General features: G+C 50.7%; 9 protein-coding genes. 2 read left to right on the top strand and 7 right to left on the bottom strand.

Annotated elements, in window-relative coordinates; all coding sequences use genetic code 11:
* Positions 1 to 360: 360 nt before the first annotated feature.
* The 3 genes from P8J86_10495 to P8J86_10485 form a co-directional block, all read right to left on the bottom strand.
* Positions 361 to 1,944, bottom strand: coding sequence for a hypothetical protein (locus P8J86_10495; GenBank protein MDG2055123.1), 1,584 nt, complete (start codon positions 1,942 to 1,944; stop codon positions 361 to 363).
* A 187-nt stretch (positions 1,945 to 2,131) separates the two neighbouring features.
* A complete protein-coding gene (locus tag P8J86_10490) occupies positions 2,132 to 4,573 on the bottom strand; it encodes an FG-GAP-like repeat-containing protein (protein ID MDG2055122.1) in 2,442 nt (813 codons plus the stop codon).
* A 68-nt stretch (positions 4,574 to 4,641) separates the two neighbouring features.
* Positions 4,642 to 6,348, bottom strand: coding sequence for a di-heme oxidoredictase family protein (locus tag P8J86_10485; GenBank protein MDG2055121.1), 1,707 nt, complete (start codon positions 6,346 to 6,348; stop codon positions 4,642 to 4,644).
* A 246-nt stretch (positions 6,349 to 6,594) separates the two neighbouring features.
* Between P8J86_10485 and P8J86_10480 the strand changes: the two genes are divergently transcribed.
* Entirely contained in the window at positions 6,595 to 7,464 is an 870-nt protein-coding gene (locus P8J86_10480; GenBank protein ID MDG2055120.1) for a tetratricopeptide repeat protein, read from the top strand.
* A 5-nt stretch (positions 7,465 to 7,469) separates the two neighbouring features.
* The gene (locus P8J86_10475) at positions 7,470 to 9,209 is read left to right on the top strand and encodes a CRTAC1 family protein (GenBank protein ID MDG2055119.1); all 1,740 of its coding nucleotides are present in this window, start codon (positions 7,470 to 7,472) and stop codon (positions 9,207 to 9,209) included.
* A gap of 16 nt (positions 9,210 to 9,225) precedes the next feature.
* On the opposite strand, the gene P8J86_10470 is transcribed toward P8J86_10475, so the two are convergent.
* The 4 genes from P8J86_10470 to P8J86_10455 form a co-directional block, all read right to left on the bottom strand.
* The gene (locus P8J86_10470) at positions 9,226 to 13,053 is read right to left on the bottom strand and encodes a M43 family zinc metalloprotease (protein ID MDG2055118.1); all 3,828 of its coding nucleotides are present in this window, start codon (positions 13,051 to 13,053) and stop codon (positions 9,226 to 9,228) included.
* 204 nt (positions 13,054 to 13,257) lie between these two features.
* Complete coding sequence (locus tag P8J86_10465; GenBank protein ID MDG2055117.1) at positions 13,258 to 13,584, bottom strand: heavy metal-associated domain-containing protein; 327 nt, start codon at positions 13,582 to 13,584, stop codon at positions 13,258 to 13,260.
* Between the two features lie 6 nt (positions 13,585 to 13,590).
* Complete coding sequence (locus P8J86_10460; GenBank protein MDG2055116.1) at positions 13,591 to 14,880, bottom strand: DUF1501 domain-containing protein; 1,290 nt, start codon at positions 14,878 to 14,880, stop codon at positions 13,591 to 13,593.
* 58 nt (positions 14,881 to 14,938) lie between these two features.
* Positions 14,939 to 16,513 carry a DUF1800 domain-containing protein gene (locus tag P8J86_10455; GenBank protein MDG2055115.1) on the bottom strand — a complete coding sequence of 525 codons (1,575 nt, stop codon included), beginning with the start codon at positions 16,511 to 16,513 and terminating at the stop codon, positions 14,939 to 14,941.
* Positions 16,514 to 16,621 lie beyond the last annotated feature (108 nt).

The following is a 16,621-nucleotide window of genomic DNA, read 5'->3' as shown; positions in this document are numbered from 1 at the left end:
TCAAGAGACGGCTGATCGCCACAAAACTGTTTTTATCAGCATCTCTATGATCATGACTCAGTGTCCAAAACAGCAAGAAGTAGCTGACGGCCAGTTAACTTATCACGACTCTTTCAGAGCATTTCTGCGCAGCAGGGGAGGGAGGCAACGGATGCCTTTTACGCAGGACTGAGTCATGTCCGTTTTGGATGTGGGTCGTGAAGTTCTCCTCTTCAGTCACATTCCATGAACACATCCGCAGCACTCTCGGAAGAGGTTCGAAGGAATCACTAAAAAGACAAATTGACTTTTCTTAAATTGAAAACAACACGCGCACTATCCGCGCGTTCTGTTTCGTTTGTTGTACTTTTACATTCTTATCTATGGGCAGGCTTGGCCATAACTAATCAGTAGTAATGAGAAGTCTTCGAGCGTAGTCTCATCGTCGCCGTTTGCATCTGCAATACTATTAACTGTTCCGTAATGAACAAGTAGTAGAGAGAAATCACCGAGATCGGTGACGTCGTCATCATTAAAGTCGGTGGGGCAGTCATTAGAGGCGCAAGGATCATTGGCTAGGCAGTTGGTGCCGGGGCCGCCCCAGGTACCTCCCAATACGAGGCATGTGTCTTCATCGAGCTCAAAGCAACTGGCGGATTCACTGCAGCAGGTTCCGGTTGGATTAGGGCATGTCGTACTCGTGCAGCTCGTGCCATCGCCTTGGAAAGTGCCACCTAAAGCGGCGCAGCTCTCGGGAGTCGTATTGTCGGTGCACTCACCTGTGGGCAGGCAGCATGCACCCTCCGGAAAACAAATCAACTCGCCGCAAGTGGTGCCATCGCCCTGGTATAGCCCCTGAAATGTGTTGCAGCTTTGCTCTGTCACGACGGCACAACCACCAGTGCTTTCAACGCAGCAGGCGCCGGCTGGCAAAGGGCAGTTCGCACTGAGACATGAGGTGAGGACTCCCTGGAAGCTGCCGCCTATCGCCAAACAGCCTGACTCAGTGGTTTCAATACATGTTCCAGAGGGCTGGCAGCAAGCGCCAGCTTCTTCTTCGCAAGAGAATGGTGTATAGCTGGCTCGCATCACCCAATCACCACTGGGCGTGCAAATTGCAGGAAAAGATTGGAAGTTAAACCAACCTGGACTACAACAAAACAAGCCTTCCACAGCATTGATCCAATTTCCGGTGGGCGAAGCAACCCCGTCTAGGTCGGTTGTTGGGAATGCATTTTGGTTTGGATTGGGTGCCACAAGGCAGGGGGAGCCAGGTGCATTGTGGGAATCAATTCGAAAACCGATCGTAAAGGTGTTGGTTTGAGAAGCGTTTGAAATGATAATCTGGTCTGGATCAGTAGGATCAACGCTCACCGTAAGGACACCGCCTTCAGTACCAGGGCCGAGAACCATGTGCGGCAGTATTGCATCGTCTGATGAAAATAAAGCGATGAGCTGCCCATTGGTAGGCGTTCCATCCCAGACCATGAATGACCATTCTGTGGTGGTTTGTACGATGGCCTGATTTGTCGAAAACAACATTTCTACTGTTTCGATTTTCAAAGGGAAGTCACTCGCATCCAGCGTATAGCTTGCGGCGGCGTACTCACCTTCAACAAATCCAGCTTGCAATGTATAAGTGCCAGGTCCGAAATCACTTTCTGTATGAGAGACACTCTGTGTTTCACACAGCGAGCCACCCAAGTTGCGATACGGTCCATTCGGTATTTTGACGCGTTTGATAGTCGCGGAAAGTGATTGTGGTCGCTTTAGAGTTGCGTTTATCTCTTCACGCTTTGGTGTCTCTTCGACTGTTTTAGAGTTAGAGCTTGGCTCACGTTGTGCGAGTGCTGGCGCAGCCATGCCCCCTGTGAGTAGAAGCAAGCAAATGATTGCAAAGTGGATCATTTGTGATGGCAAATAAATACAAGATGATGCTAGGCATGCCTGTGGACGATCTTTCATCTCACGGAGTCTCCTGATGTGCGCATTAAACAGACCATCCCTCGCCAGGGCTCCTAAGTATCAGTCGCATTTCCCATGGGGGCAAGAAAAAACTCCATGAGGTGGCAATCTACCTCTCATCGCCCAATAAGAACGATCTGAGGCATGCTGCCAGCAGGTTCATGCCCGCCATTGCCAACGGCCAGGATTATGGGCAACTTGTGCCAAACACAACAAGAAACGCAGAGAAGTCCCCAAGTGCCACGCTGCCATCTTCATCCATATCTTCTGGACATCCTGAGCAAGTGCTGCCAAACAAGACAAGGAAAGATGAGAAGTCACTGAGTCCGACTGACCCATCGCCATCGAAGTCACCGGGGCAGCTGGTCGGATCATCGCAGCCGGCCTTGGTTACTAAGAACTCATCCATGCCAGCCTCCACAACTGAAGCTGGGGCAGCATCGCCTGCAGCGAATCGAACACGGACTTGGTCTGATGGAACGACATAATCACTGACAGTGAGATTTACCTGCTCCCATGCGCCGCCTGTCCCAAGTGTAGAATTTGCGGCTACCCAAGTGGCACCATCATCGTTCGACAGACTCACGGCAAGAGAATCTTCTCCAGTGCCAGAGCTATTGAAAAACCACTGTGACCAACTAATGACTGCATCACCACCTGCAAGGTCTAATTGAGGCGAGACGAGATAAGCGGTTCCGCCGTCAATGTCATCGCTGCCAGCACTGCCGCCGGGTGCTCCGTTTCCAGTCACGAAGCAATGGGTGCCATCATCGCTTGCATCATCCTCAGGTGCGGATGCTGAAGAACTCCAAATGGTTCCATTGGGATCTACATTTTCCCATGCACCAGTTGTGAGCGATCCGTCGTCGGATATGGTCCACTCGTCGACAGACCCTTCAAAGTCTTCGTCAATAAGAACAATATCGCCATCCGATGCGCGTGCGGTATATGTGGATGCTGGGGCGTTGACTGGGCTCGTGCTACTTATGCCACCTTGTAGCGAGGCAGAGAAGTAGAACTTAACGTTGTCGTCACAGACGAAGCCAGGCAATGTTGCAAAGAGTGAAAGAGAGCCGCGGGTCTCAGCTAAGCTGACTTCGGTGTATGGGCCATCATTAACCGAATAGTGCATTTTGGGTGTCGCAGGATCAAGCGTTCCTGAGCCAATGGCGAGATCGACTTGGAATGTGGTCGCTACCCCAGAATCAAGCGTGGTGGGTACGCCGTCGGGAAAGGTGAATGAGATTGAGGACTCATGAATCCAAATTTCGCTGCCTGTGCAACGGCCAATCACCATATCCAGGCTGCCATCATTATTGATATCGAAGACCGCAACGTCATGGACGCCAACAAGCATTGAATTTGGAATGATATTGCCGTCTTCACGAAGTACGACGGCGTCGCCTGGGGCGCCTTGGAAGCCAAAGTTACGGTAGATATGTGTGCGATCAGAGTTGCAGGTGTCAATGTCCACATCAACATCGGCAATGATGACATCGTTCCAGCCATCTGCATCAAGATCGGCAATGACACTATTGCTTCCGAATGCAAGTTCACTGCCGCCACCTTCTAGCTGGAATTCCTGTTGCAGGAAGTCTGGCTCAGATCCGGTACCTGGAAGCTGAAGCATATATCGATCGGTACTGTCATCAGTAACAACGATGTCAAGTAATCCGTCGTTGTTGAGCTCGCCAACGCTAATGTGATATGGGGCGAGGGAATACACTTCATCATAGATATTAAAGAAACCAATATTAAGTGGATTGTTATAGACAATTGCCACATGCTGCGGGGCATTCAATGAGGTTTGCTTGACGAGATCTATTGCGCCGTCGTTATTGATGTCCGCGAATTGGGCGGCAGCGCCGAAGGCTGATAGAAGCATGTTTGCGTCCATGCGGGTTTGCATGGAGTCGGTGAAGAAGCCGTTGCCATCATTGACAAACAAGCGGTTGTTAACGTCAAGGCTCGAGTCCTGTGGTTCGCCGCCAGCGCCACTACTGTCATAGTCGCCAAAGTAAAGTTCCACACGGTCATCACCAGTGACATCTGCTGCTGTCACTGAGCAGAAGCGGGGGTTCACGGGATCTCCCGTCAAGGTCATAATCTGAGGGATGCGCCCATCTTCATGGCGGAAGCCTTGCCAGACGCCGTTGATCTCACCAAGGTTCATGTAGATTCTGGGATGGCCTATCGCCTTTGAATCACTATCGCTGAGCGTTGTTGCGGTGACGATATCCAACCATTGGTCACCATCGATATCAACGATGATCACATCGCGATCATTGGTTGGTGTATTGAATCCATTATCGCCGGGTACATCAGAGAGGCTGGCGTACTCGGAAGTGCGGTCAGTCAATACACCAGACTCATTCATGAGGAGAACATTTGCGAATTTTCCACTGGAGGTAAATGGACTCTTCCGCACAATGACAAGATCAGTCCAGCCATCACGATCAAGATCTTCCCAGGCATAATCCTTCTCTTCTTGATCAGTTTCAAAAAGTGTATCACTTGCTGAGATGTGGCTAGCCGTCTGGTCATTCAATACGACCCATTCTTGGGCGACTGCTGGATAAGAAAGCACGAAAGAAGCAATCCCCAAACTGACTACCAATCTCTTTAGCATTTTTGTCTCTCCTCGTGGCCTGACATAGAAGTGTCGGCCTAATGTTCATCTCTTTGTCAAATGCTCAACTATGGAGTGTCACAGATTTGACCAAATTGAGTTAGTAGAATTGTAAAATCGCCAAGCCCAACAGTGCCGCTATTATCAAAATCGGTCATGCATGGGGCGGCACAAGGTCCCCAGTTGATTAGTAGTAGTGAAAAGTCATTGATGTCTACTACTAAGTCCGCATTTGCATCTCCCAGGCAAGTGTCGCATTCATCCGGAATTCCATTGCCATTTGTATCGACGCTCACGCCCTCAAAAATATCTTGAAGGTCACTGGATCCATTATTGTTGCAGTCATTTATGGTTCCGTCAAAGACAGTCATAAAGACATCAAAGTCATTGAGATCAACGTCACCATCTTGATCGACATCATGGATGGCGCAGGGGTCGTTCGGTTTGATTCCAGAGCCAGAGCAAAGTGCGAGATCATTGAAGTCATCGACATCAATAATGGAGTTGCTATCTACATCGAACTCCAAGCGTCCTAGTGAAGCAAGAAATGTAACGACACTATCTTGCTCTGCTGTTGATAATGCAAAGAACGCCTGAGCAGAGGTCTGTGCCTGGCTACCAAACTGATTGTGCCAGTAGATGACGCCTTCATTGCCAGGGCTGGTTCCTTTGATACGGCTTGAAAAAGTGCCTGCTCCAACTCGGCCATCATGCCACATCGGATCACGGTTTTTCATGCCCCAAAGTGGTGGTGTGCGTAGCATGCGTCCACTTGCAACACCATCGGTAATGCCATCGCCTGCGATGCCCATGTCGTGCAGCATGAAATCACTGTATGACTTTATTGGTTTATTGCGTAGTGCAGCTTCCAGCGACATGTCATTTGGTGTGGTGTATGAAGTCGTGTGACAAACGTTGCATCCAATGTTGTTGAAAGTTGTCTCGCCAGATAGTCCAGATCGAGGTGTTTGCGGTGGCATGGCTAGGAAGCGTTGGAAGTCTGTAATGCGATCAATAAACTCGACACCAAGTGCATCAGGTTGATCTTCTGGGTCCGCGATATTGTCACAAGCAGCCAATAGTAATGCATCGCCATTCGGTGCATTTTCTGTAGGCATTAACCTATTGGTAAGGCCCATTTCATTGAGTGCGGCATCACCAGAGAAAGTGAGTATTGTTGCAACTTGTGCCTTCCATCCAAAACGACCAACTCGTAGTGGACTCATGGGTGGATCTTCGAGTGCAGAAACGAATTGAATAACACCTCGTTGGGCAACCGGCTGCGCAGCCTGTAGTGCGGTAAACTGAGTTTCTTCAATTGCTTCAATGAGACCATAGCCAAGCGCGCCGTTTGTGACGCGTTCAGTTGTGATGTTGGCCATAGGCGGAATGACCTCGGCGCAAGTCGGAGAGATTGCGTCGTTTTGCAAGAGTGAGCCACCGATTGAATCGAGTGGATCAAACCCACCCTTCTTATCAATCATGCCAAAGCGAGTCACGCTGATATTGCCTGGGCCACCGATTGGATTGTTATGACAATTGCCGCAGGCCTGTTGGTTCATGATAGGCCCAAGCCCCTCAGGCGCTGTAAAAACATGGAGGTAGGCAGCCCGGCCGAGCTCGAATCGATTGAGTTGGGTCCGGGTGAGGTCGCTGAGGGGTGCTCCGGAGGCCTCTTGGGCCTGGTATTGAGCAAGGCAGGGTGCACCGATAGCCACGGACAAAACAGTGGGCAAGACGGCTCTGTGGAGCGTCCAATAGTGCTTAATATTCACTTGCGCCGATCCTTGTCTGGACGTATCGAAAACAGTGTTCTCTGACTCAGCGTACCTTCTCTTACTACCCCACCATGAAGAAGATTCGAGCATCTGTCCACATCCGTTGCGTGAAAAATGAGCAAATCGAAAGGTTGTGCGGATTTTGGCAGTGTTTTTTGTCGGAATCGGACGTTTTGAGGGTCTTTGGGGCCCCTGAGGGTGGCCGCCGTAGTGAGCCTCAAGGCGGCCTATGATGCCTCCAAGATGGCACCATTTTTCAGAAAATATCATCCAATCACGATTGATCGCAGTCTCATCACCAGGTTGGTGGTGAGCCTCTTGTTGATCTCTTTTTCGGGAGGTTGTGAACGGGGATCTACTCCAGATACCTCCGCGCAACAAGAGGTAGAACCTCCGGTCTTTGTTGTCGACCCAGAAGAAAGACTCCCTGCGCCGGACACATCAGTAAAACTGACGGGGGAACTTGCTCGCCACTTTGCATTGATACAGAAAGGCCAGCCAGACGCAGCTCGTGTCAGATTGCGTCGATATCTTGATGCACAGCCACAAGAGGGATTGGCGCACTTTCTTTTCGGTCTGACGTATCACACTGAGAAACGATATGGATTGGCTTTGGAATCTTTTTCCAGGGCCCGTGAGTTTGCGCCTACCTATGGACAGACTGCATATTTTCAGGGTTGGGCGCTTTACTACATGGGGCAGCCGGTTGAGGCTCAAGAGGCGGTACTTTGGTATTTGCAGGGATCTCCTGAAAATGCAGATGCACATTTTCTTCTTGGACTTCTTGCATATGAGCAAGGAGATCTTGAAGAGGCGAATAATCGATTGAATCGTAGTGTTTCGTTGTTTGAGAACTCAATAAAACCACAAGGCAAAGATCTTGGCAAGGCACTGGTTCGGCTTGCCGATGTACAAGTGCAGCAGGGCAATATAGAACGCGCTTATGACTCTCTGGCAAAAGCAGTCATTCTTATTCCTGAGTCACCGGAGGTGCATTACAAACTCGCACAGGTGTTAAGGCGCCAGGGTCTTGCTGATCAAGCAGCTCAGTCACAGAAGATCTATGAGGCATTATGGAAAAAAGAGCACCCTACAACGAGTTTTCCAGAATGACTTCGATGCGACGCCTAGTTCAGTTGGTTTTGTTGATGGTTTTCATTGTTGTGAATGGGAGTTGCGATCATTCTCAAGCAACGAAAGATGAAACTGACACAGTTGATGGTGGCGTGCCACTCTTAAGAGACATCACTGCCCAAAGTGGGATTGATTTTGTGACAACCAGTGGTGCAAAGGATCCATCGCATATTTTGGAGGTCAACGGAAGCGGCTTGGCACTCTTTGATGGCGATGCAGATGGTGATCTTGATGTTTTTATTGCCAATGGTGCTTCTTTACTTGATCCAGCCGGTGGTCTCGGGAGTCGCTATTTCGAGAATATCACTCGGCCTGGCCAGCCAATTGAATTCATCGACGCAACTGAGCAGTCGGGCCTGGGAATAAATGGTTGGAGTATGGGTGTGGCAGTTGGTGATATTGATGGTGATGGATTTCAGGATCTTTACATCACACGTTATGGTCCAAATGTTCTCATGCGCAATACAGGTAACGGGGAAGGATACTTTGAAGATGTAACAGCAGTTGCTGGTGTTGGTGATGAGCGATGGGGTACATCAGCAGCAATGGGTGATGTCGATTCCGATGGTGATCTTGATCTCTACGTAGTGAACTACCTTGAGTTTGATGTTGATAATCCGCCAGGCAAGGCGACTTACAAAGACATTGAGGTCATGGCTGGACCACACGGTTTGAAGCCACAGCATGACGTGCTCTATCTGAATGATGGCAATGGTGTTTTTCAGCCTGCTAAAGATTCAGCTGGCGTCAACGCGGTAGACGCTTCCTTTGGACTCAATGTCATGATGTTAGATGTTGATGCTGATGGCGATCAAGACATCTTGGTTGGCAATGACTCCATGCCAAACTTCTATCTCGAGAATGATGGCACAGGTGCCTTCATTGATATGGGATCTCAAACAGGTTTAGCTGCAAACATGGATGGTGGGGCCCAAGCAACAATGGGTATGGCAGTCGCAGATCTAAATGATGATGGTCTTGCAGATTTTGTAACAACAAACTTTTCAAGCGATACCAATACCCTGCATATGAGTGCCGGCTCTGGTTTTTATGACGATCGTAGTGGCCCCTCTGGCCTCGGCTTGGTGAGCCGGCGTTCGCTGGGGTGGGCCGCAGGCTTCGTCGATTTTGACCAAAATGGTGTGGAGGAGCTCTTCATTCTCAATGGCCATGTCTATCCTCAGGCCTCGCTTGAGCAAATGGATTCAACCTACGCGCAGCTTCCGGAACTGTATGTCAGAAATGGTGCTCGTTTTGAGTTGGTCCAGGGTGAAGCGGTCAATCGATGGGGCGATTGGCTTGCAGAACCACGCCATGGACGAGCAGCTGCATGGGGTGATCTTGATCGTGATGGTGATGTTGATCTCATTACTGCTGATCGGAGTGGGCCGGTACGCGTGTATGAGAACAATACGTTAGGCCAAGATGTGCACTGGCTCACGGTGTCACTGCGCGATCGGCGATCTGGCATTGGTAATTCAACTGGTGTCGGGGCACTGGTATCAGCAAAGGCAAATGAAAAAGTGCAACAACGTTGGCTGGCCAGTGGCGGTAGCTTTCAAAGTGCACTTCCTGCTGAGGGTTACTTTGCATTTCCTGGAGAGGTGCAAAGCATTGAATTGACGGTGGTCTGGCCTGATGGATTTGTGCAGCATGAGCTTGTCACAGATCATAACCAGCATCTTGTCATCAATCACGTTTCAGAATCGATAACAAGCGATTGAGTGTCGTGATTTGTTCTTAAGGACAGTCGCCGAATGCGATCAGGATTGCAGTGAAGTCAAAGTTATCAACGATCCCGTCTGGTGTATCAAAAGGCCCACTAATATCAGAAATGCAGATGGTGGGTGGTGCGCACTGGCCATACTCCACAAAGAAAACTGATAAGTCACTGAGTCCGACTATGCCGTCACAGTCAAAATCAGCGGGGCAAGCTGGAGCGCAGGCAACAACATCATTACAAGTTGTTCCTTTGGGTTGGGGGGTGCCACATCTACTGAGGCACTCGTTGACATCAATGACTTCGCAAATGCCATCCACGCAGCAGGCAACATTGGCCGGGCCGTCATCACATATGGAAATGCTGCAATCCGCAAGGCCAGGGAAGGGTGTGCCCCCCTGTGCGGTGCATTCTGGTATTGAGATGACACGACATGAATCCCCAAGACAACAAGCACGCTCAAGATCGCCGGGATCGACGGCTTCGCATGTGTCCAGAATATTGTTGAGATTCAAATCAATTTGCGGCACGCCGTCGACGGTCGAATCCGCAATCTGGCAAGGATCGAATTGACAGTCGCCGTCACAATCTAAGTCAGGGACATAGGAGATGCTGGCTTGTACGTAGCTTTGTTCAGGATCGCATGCAAAGGGGTCAACAGCGGGGTTGCCCAGCGATGGGTTGACTGGATTTCGAGCACCGACAAGAAGGCTGATCGGCCCATTGGCACTCAGCAAGATTGAATTGAAGTCAGCAGCCGATAGGTTGATCGTCTCAGTCGGTAAATCTGAACTGGCACATGCGACCGTGACATCACTAAACAGTGGTCCAATTGGTTGCAGTGTTGTTGGATCGGTGTACGTGCCATCAGTCAGGCATGTCTGATTGAGAAAGACATGAAGTACGCGTCCACTTGTGTCAAGATCAGCCGATGCAGAAATGTTGATATCTACGGTGAGTAGGCCGGCTAAGTCATCTGCAGCAGGCGGCGGATACTCGAGTGACCACGGCGTTTCGTAGAGTTCTTGCTGCCCACTGGAATTGATGGTGCAGCCAATTGGCCCAAGCGCGGGAGAGGTGCGTGTAAAGCGAGTTAGTTCAACAGTGCAGTCTGCGGGGAGTAATGCGGGGCAACCTTTTATTGTTGGGTCCCACTCACACTCATCAGGTACGCCGTTGAGGTTGCAGTCGGTGCTGAGGCCGCTCAAGATGTCTTCGCAGTCCCAGATGCCATTGCAGTTACAGTCCTGCCCGCCCGTGCCGCCAGCGGCGAAGACTGAGCCAGAATCACTTGTTGTTCCTTGGTAGTCCCCGCGGAGTGCGCCGCTGGCAAGGGTGCCTTCATCAGCGGCCACATCAAAACCGAACCAAGCAAGTGCTTCAGGCGGTCCCATGATTTGTTTCTCATCAAGAGTCCATCCGCCATCGCCATCGCTCGTATACAAGTAGATTGCGCCAGCCCCCTGGATGGTGCTCTCTGGGATGCCATCACCGTCGGTGTCGGTCGTCGATGCCTCAAGTGGCGCGCCCACAATCAGTCGATTGTTCGCCAGGGCCACCGCATGGCCAAAGAAGGCTTGGTCGACAACCCCTGGAACATCTGGAATATCTGGCTCAAGTGGCGTTGTATGGCCACCGCTTAAGTCATCGGTCAGGAATGTGTAGACGCCGCCACGAAGGCCACCAACCTTTGCTTCTCGGCGATGGGCACCTACCACAATCAGCCCACCATCAATATCAACATCATGACCAAATTCATCGTCTTCAGAAGCGTCATCAGCTTCAAGAAGGGCTTCAAATTCCCATGGGGACTCGGTATCCAGTGGATCAAGGGCACGCTTGAAGACATAGACACTGCCTTGGTTGGCAGGGAAGCGGCTCCGCAAGAGTACATCATCTTGATAAGCGCCAATGACCAGGTATTCGCTGTTTACTGCAATGGTGTACCCAAATGCTGCTCCAGGCATTGGACCAGGTGGCAGTTCTGTTGCCTGTGGCACGCGCAGTGCTGAGGTGAGAACCTGTTGAGTGCTGCCACCGTCGTCACCTCCGACGGTCGCGGTTCGTAACCAACTCCGCTGGCACCAAGGTGTGTTGCATTCTTCAGAGTCGGGATCGAAGTCAGAATCGTATTCGAAGAGATAAACAGATCCACTATTGGGTACCAACTCGCCTGCACTTATTAAGTCTCCGTAGTCGCCAGGTGCTCCGATTAGGATAGCTCCACCAAACGGATCAATGGCAACGCTGTCGCCAAAGTACTGTTGAAAATGAGATGGGTTGCTTGCGTTGGTATTGAGCTGCAGCCTTTGTTCAAGTTTCCAGTCACCCTCAAGGCTGTCATACCGATAAACAAATGCCAGGCCGGCAGCATCGTTTTTGGAGCCAACATCTTGGAGGCGGGCTCCGATCACGGCGTAGTCGCCATTGATTGGATCAGATTGAATGGCGACGGCCTCCCCAAAACGAGCCCCATTTGGTTCGAATGTACTGGGGTTGTCTGGGTCAGCAACTTCTGGATGATCTGGATGGGGGACAGGGCCGCCTTCCGCAACCCAGCTACTGCCGTTGAAGCGGTAGAACTGGACGGCGCCTGTGCCGTTGTAACTGCCAGCGGTATCGAGTCCGGCATAGTTACGAATGCCAACCACCATGACATCGCTACTCACTGCTACGGAAGAGCCAAACTCATTACTTGTTTGTGGATTGGACTGTGGTAACTCTCCGGTAATGCTTCCACGAAGTGTTGTCTCGCATCCATAGGTCACGTCATACCAGCCTGATAAATATCCTTCCGAGAAGCAGTGCATGCGCCCAGCCTGCTGGTCCGAAAATTCGCTGTCGCAATTGGCATAGCTCATGAAGTTTTCGGGCTCTGTGGTGCCCCATGGAACGCCACTACAAGGATCTGTGCCACCGGGATCAGCACATGCATAGTTCTTAGGGGTCGCTGATGTATCACTACAGAAGTCACCAGTCGTATCGCTGTTGACGCCATCTGCTCGCTCCCAGCAAGCGGAGCACTGGCTCACTTCGCTGACACCGTGAAAGGTGTGATACAAACCCAGGTTATGACCAATTTCATGCATCAACGTGGTGTTGTTTGCTCCGAAACAGGAGTCTCTTAGAACGGATCCGCCACCGGCACTGAGTGCTTGTCCAGAAGTTGGGAAGAGTGCGTATCCACAGAGTCCGTTGAGTTGCCCTGAAAAACTAGTGACATAGACATTGAGCTGGCTTGCGGGATTATCAGCGTAGGCCTGCTTCATCGCTCTGCTCTCTGAAAAAGAGTTCAGCACGCGATAGGTTGAGTCATCAATGAACTCAACTTCGGAAACAAATCTGATTTGATGCGGCGCAAAAGAAAGATTCAGAGCGCTCATTTGCTGGTCAACGGCCGTCAAAGATTCAGCAGGGTTACTGCCGTCGTCTTCACGAAAAATGTTGATCTTAAGGCGAAATGTCTTCCAATCAGCGAGGTTGCCCGTCGGAATATAGCGATCACGTTTTGCTGGATTATCACAGGGGTATACGACGCAGCTATTGCCGTTTCCTGAAATACCACGGGGTTGCTCGATCCCCATTCGTTCCAGGTGTTCTCTGAGCGCTTCGGTGCCGCAGCCAGCGCCCTCAGCTGGTGTGATTGGTTTCTTCGGTTGGAGCGATGCGGCGACGGGGCGGCTGGGTACTCTGCCTGGATCTCCACTGGTTCGAATCTGACCCGATGAGCTGGCGGTCATGAGTAAGGTGGTACAGAGTGCTGATGCCGCCAGCCAGCGGAGGCCAGCTGCGCTATAGGGGAGGGCACTCGCCTGATCGCGGGTCTTTTGTTGGTTCGTCGTTCTCAACTTGCCTCAGTCATCTCCAACAGGGATTCTCGGTGCTCAGCACCCAGAATTCTGGTTCGTTTGCAATTGCCTTTTTACTCTTGAAGTCTACCACCCTGGAGCCAAAAGTCGCCTTTGTATTGATGTGAATACGTGAAGGCCGATTCATAGAACTCAAATCGCCAATTTTTAATACTTCAAGCATCGCTACAGCAGCTGGCTGGATTAGCTCTCATCTTCAACTTCTGCCTGAAAACCGAGCATTTCGATTGCTTGGGTGAGAGACTCGGCGGAGGCTTGGTCATCAGCCTCAATCTTCGCAACGCCTTCCTCGTAGGAGACCTGGCATTCAATCACGCCGGGCATCTCCCTGAGATAGGCGTCAATCGCTTGTGCACAAGCATCGCAGTGCATGCCGGTGACATCGATCGTGTAGTTGACTGGTGTAGGGGTCGACTTTGAGCGGGTCGTTTCAGCATCATCTGTACAGCTGCCGGCAGTGAGAGCGGTGATGAGCAGGAGCGTTATGAAATAAAAATGTCTGCTTCGCATGGTTCCTTAGATCTGAATCAGATTCGCCTTCTGGTACTGCTGTCCTAAAATTGAATTGGCTGGAGATTTCATCCAATCCTGTAATACAGAAGTATAGACGGAGCGGAAGTCGACTTGGAATTTAAGGTCGCCATTATCAAGATCACGCAGTGAAGGATGCTGACCAAGAAGGCCAGGGCGTAGCATATCGCCAACAAAATACATGGGCGCGGCAGTGCCATGGTCAGTGCCACCAGAGGCATTCTGCGAAACGCGCCGTCCAAATTCACTAAATACCATAGTGAGAACCCGCTTGGAGTTGCCTTGTGCTTTCATGTCCTTGTAGAAGGCATTCAACGACTGACTCAATTGACTCATCAGGTTGGCATGCTGGAAACTCTGGTTGGCATGTGTGTCAAACCCGCCAAGTGATACATAATAGACGCGGGTGGGCATTTCATCGCGGATCATTGCTGAAACAATCTTCAGTTGCTGAGCGAGGCGATTGCCTGGGTATTGCACAAGCGTTTGTTTTGCAACTGCTGCTCGAATTCGATCTGACGCTAACTGGGCATCGAGGCTCGTTCGCATCAGGAAGTCCATTTGGCTGCCACCCGTTGCACCAGGTGTGCTGCCCTCGCGGGTAATATTGTCATAAGGTTCACGGAGTGAGCTGTGTAGATCTTGGCCAGCCCACCGGAAGGCATCGGCTGACTCAAAACTGATTGGTGACTGGACAGATCCGTTCATTGCAAGAGGGACTTGATTGCCTATGGCGACGCCGGCTTGAGGTTCAGGTGTTCCTTTGCATGTGTTGTCGAAGTACTTGCCGATCCAGCCAAACCCTTTGCCCGATGTATCAGCGGTATGCCAGATATCCATCGACGCGAAGTGGGAGCGATTGGGATTTGGATAGCCAACTCCCTGGACGATGGAGGCGACGCCGTCATCCATCAGCTCTTTGAGCCCAGTCATATTTGGGTGGAGACCAATTCCATCCGCGCCATCAATACGCAGGGCGCCACCTTCTTGGCCAGGTGCTTTTATGCCTAATGAGGGGCGACGGCGGTAATACTCATCGTTGCCATAGGGAACAACGGTATTGAGCCCATCGTTCCCACCGCCGAGTTGTACAACAACAAGTACCCGATCTTCAGGGACGCCTGCTTGGCTACTCGTCATGGAGCCAATTGGTCGCATCATTGCATGGGCTGATCTCTCAACAAAGAAGGGCACCGTGGCCATCATCGAGGCCAGCGTGACACCTTGCTGGAGAAAGAGTCGGCGACTGTATGCGTCTTGTGGGATTTCGTTCATGTTCTGAGCTCCTGAGCGTCACGCAGAGTCCGCGCTTCGTTTCAGTAGTAAAAGGTGCCTAGCAGAGTTGGTACTCCGGCATGGCAGCAATAAGCGCAAGAAGGCCAATGATCATATCGTTGCTAAGTCGGTTGCCACGTGAAGCAACGAACTTCTGTAGTGTTTCTATGCGTTCCGTTTGAGGCTCACTACCAAGCGTAAAGCGTAGGAGGTAGCGAATGGCTTCTCTGGGTTCAAGTGTTCCATTTGATTTTCGAAGATGATCAATGAGATGAGTGGCATCGTATTTTCCAAGTCCACTGGTTTCCCATGAGTACATGTCAGGACGTCTTCCAGTCAGCATATAGATCAATGTGTTCTGGCGAACAAACATCGTGGAGGTGTTAATCCAGTTGCGTCCCCCGGTCCATCCTTGCACGGTGGGTGGATAGAACAATCCTTGGCCCATCATTTCGCAGGCCGTGGCGAGATCTGGAAGAACACCTGCTGGAACAGTTCTTAAGAGTGATCGAACCGCTTGGACTGTCAGCTGTATTGGAGACTTGATCTGAGCAGCGAGGTTGGATTGGTCGTAGAAGTGTTGTGATCGGAAGAGTGTTCTTAAGACCGGCTTAATTTCATAATTATTACTACGCAGTTCTTTTGCCATTCGCTGGATAAGCGTTTGGATATCCCGAGTAGGGACCTGTGGCACATCTTGAACAAAGAATTTATAGAGTTTGAAGCAGATGTATTGAGAAACTTCTGGTCGACGGAAAATCAGCTCGATGAAGTCATGTCCATCAAATCGGCCCCGCGAACCTAAAACTGTTTTAAATTCATCGTCATGATTTCGATCTTTGAAGACAAATTCGTCATCATCAAAGGTATAGCCGGTCAGGCATCGAGCGCCTTCTTTTATATCTTTTTCAGAGTAAGCATTCCCTTCACCTAAGGTGAAGAGTTCCATCAGTTCGCGGGCAAGGTTTTCGTTGGGAGCCTGCCGTCTGTTCTGGTTATTGTTTAGATAAGCAATCATTGCAGGATCTCGAATGATTGCGTGCGCCAGTTCTTTAAAGTTTCCGACCGCATGCTGGCGGAACAGATTGTTCTGCATCAGCATGTGATAACTGTCTTCGACGGCACGGAAGCTAGATGCAAAATGCCCGTGCCAAAAGAGTGTCATCTTCTCTTCTGTTGGTCGATTCGTTTCGATGATGCGTTTCAGCCACCAAGCCTGAATACGTCGCATCTGGCCACGATCTTGCGCACGCTGCTCGTTTCGCTGTTGTCGAATTCGAGACAATGCTGCTTCGTCACTATTGCGACGAGCTTTTGTGACCACGGCACGTTCCTGCTGGCTGTAGGGTCGAATGATGCCTGAATCGAATTGGCTCATTTTTAAAGGCGGCGCGGGTAATTCTTGGTAATCAAGAAGGAGGTCCACAGCTTGGTTTAAGCCGAGGCTCGCTAACTGTTGCACTTGAGCGGGTGTGCCGCCGAAACCGGCCCGCGTCAGTAGGTGGTGCGCTTTCCAGTAATCAAACTGGGATGGGTTGATGGGAAGTAGCGAGGTGTTCGTCATCATTGGTCCTTTGCCCGTCAAGACCGGGACATTCCATCCTGTGGTGTGAGCCCGGCTCACAATAGGCACACCCCTCAATCCTACGTTCCCAAGGCCTGTCTAAGCCAGCAAATCTCGGGACTCTCTCCTTGATTGTCGGTTGAGTCGTGATTTAGGGACATGAAAATGTCATCTCAG

This window comes from Phycisphaerales bacterium (assembly GCA_029268515.1).
Classification (GTDB): Bacteria; Planctomycetota; Phycisphaerae; order Phycisphaerales; family SM1A02; genus JAQWNP01.
Note: the sequence above shows the minus strand (reverse complement) of the source record. Positions and strands in the feature narration are given on the sequence as shown.

Coding starts and splice junctions, on each gene's coding strand:
- P8J86_10495 (MDG2055123.1), bottom strand. CDS start 1,944: ATGAAAGATCGTCCACAGGCATGCCTAGCATCATCTTGTATTTATTTG.
- P8J86_10490 (MDG2055122.1), bottom strand. CDS start 4,573: ATGCTAAAGAGATTGGTAGTCAGTTTGGGGATTGCTTCTTTCGTGCTT.
- P8J86_10480 (MDG2055120.1), top strand. CDS start 6,595: ATGGCACCATTTTTCAGAAAATATCATCCAATCACGATTGATCGCAGT.
- P8J86_10475 (MDG2055119.1), top strand. CDS start 7,470: ATGCGACGCCTAGTTCAGTTGGTTTTGTTGATGGTTTTCATTGTTGTG.
- P8J86_10465 (MDG2055117.1), bottom strand. CDS start 13,584: ATGCGAAGCAGACATTTTTATTTCATAACGCTCCTGCTCATCACCGCT.
- P8J86_10460 (MDG2055116.1), bottom strand. CDS start 14,880: ATGAACGAAATCCCACAAGACGCATACAGTCGCCGACTCTTTCTCCAG.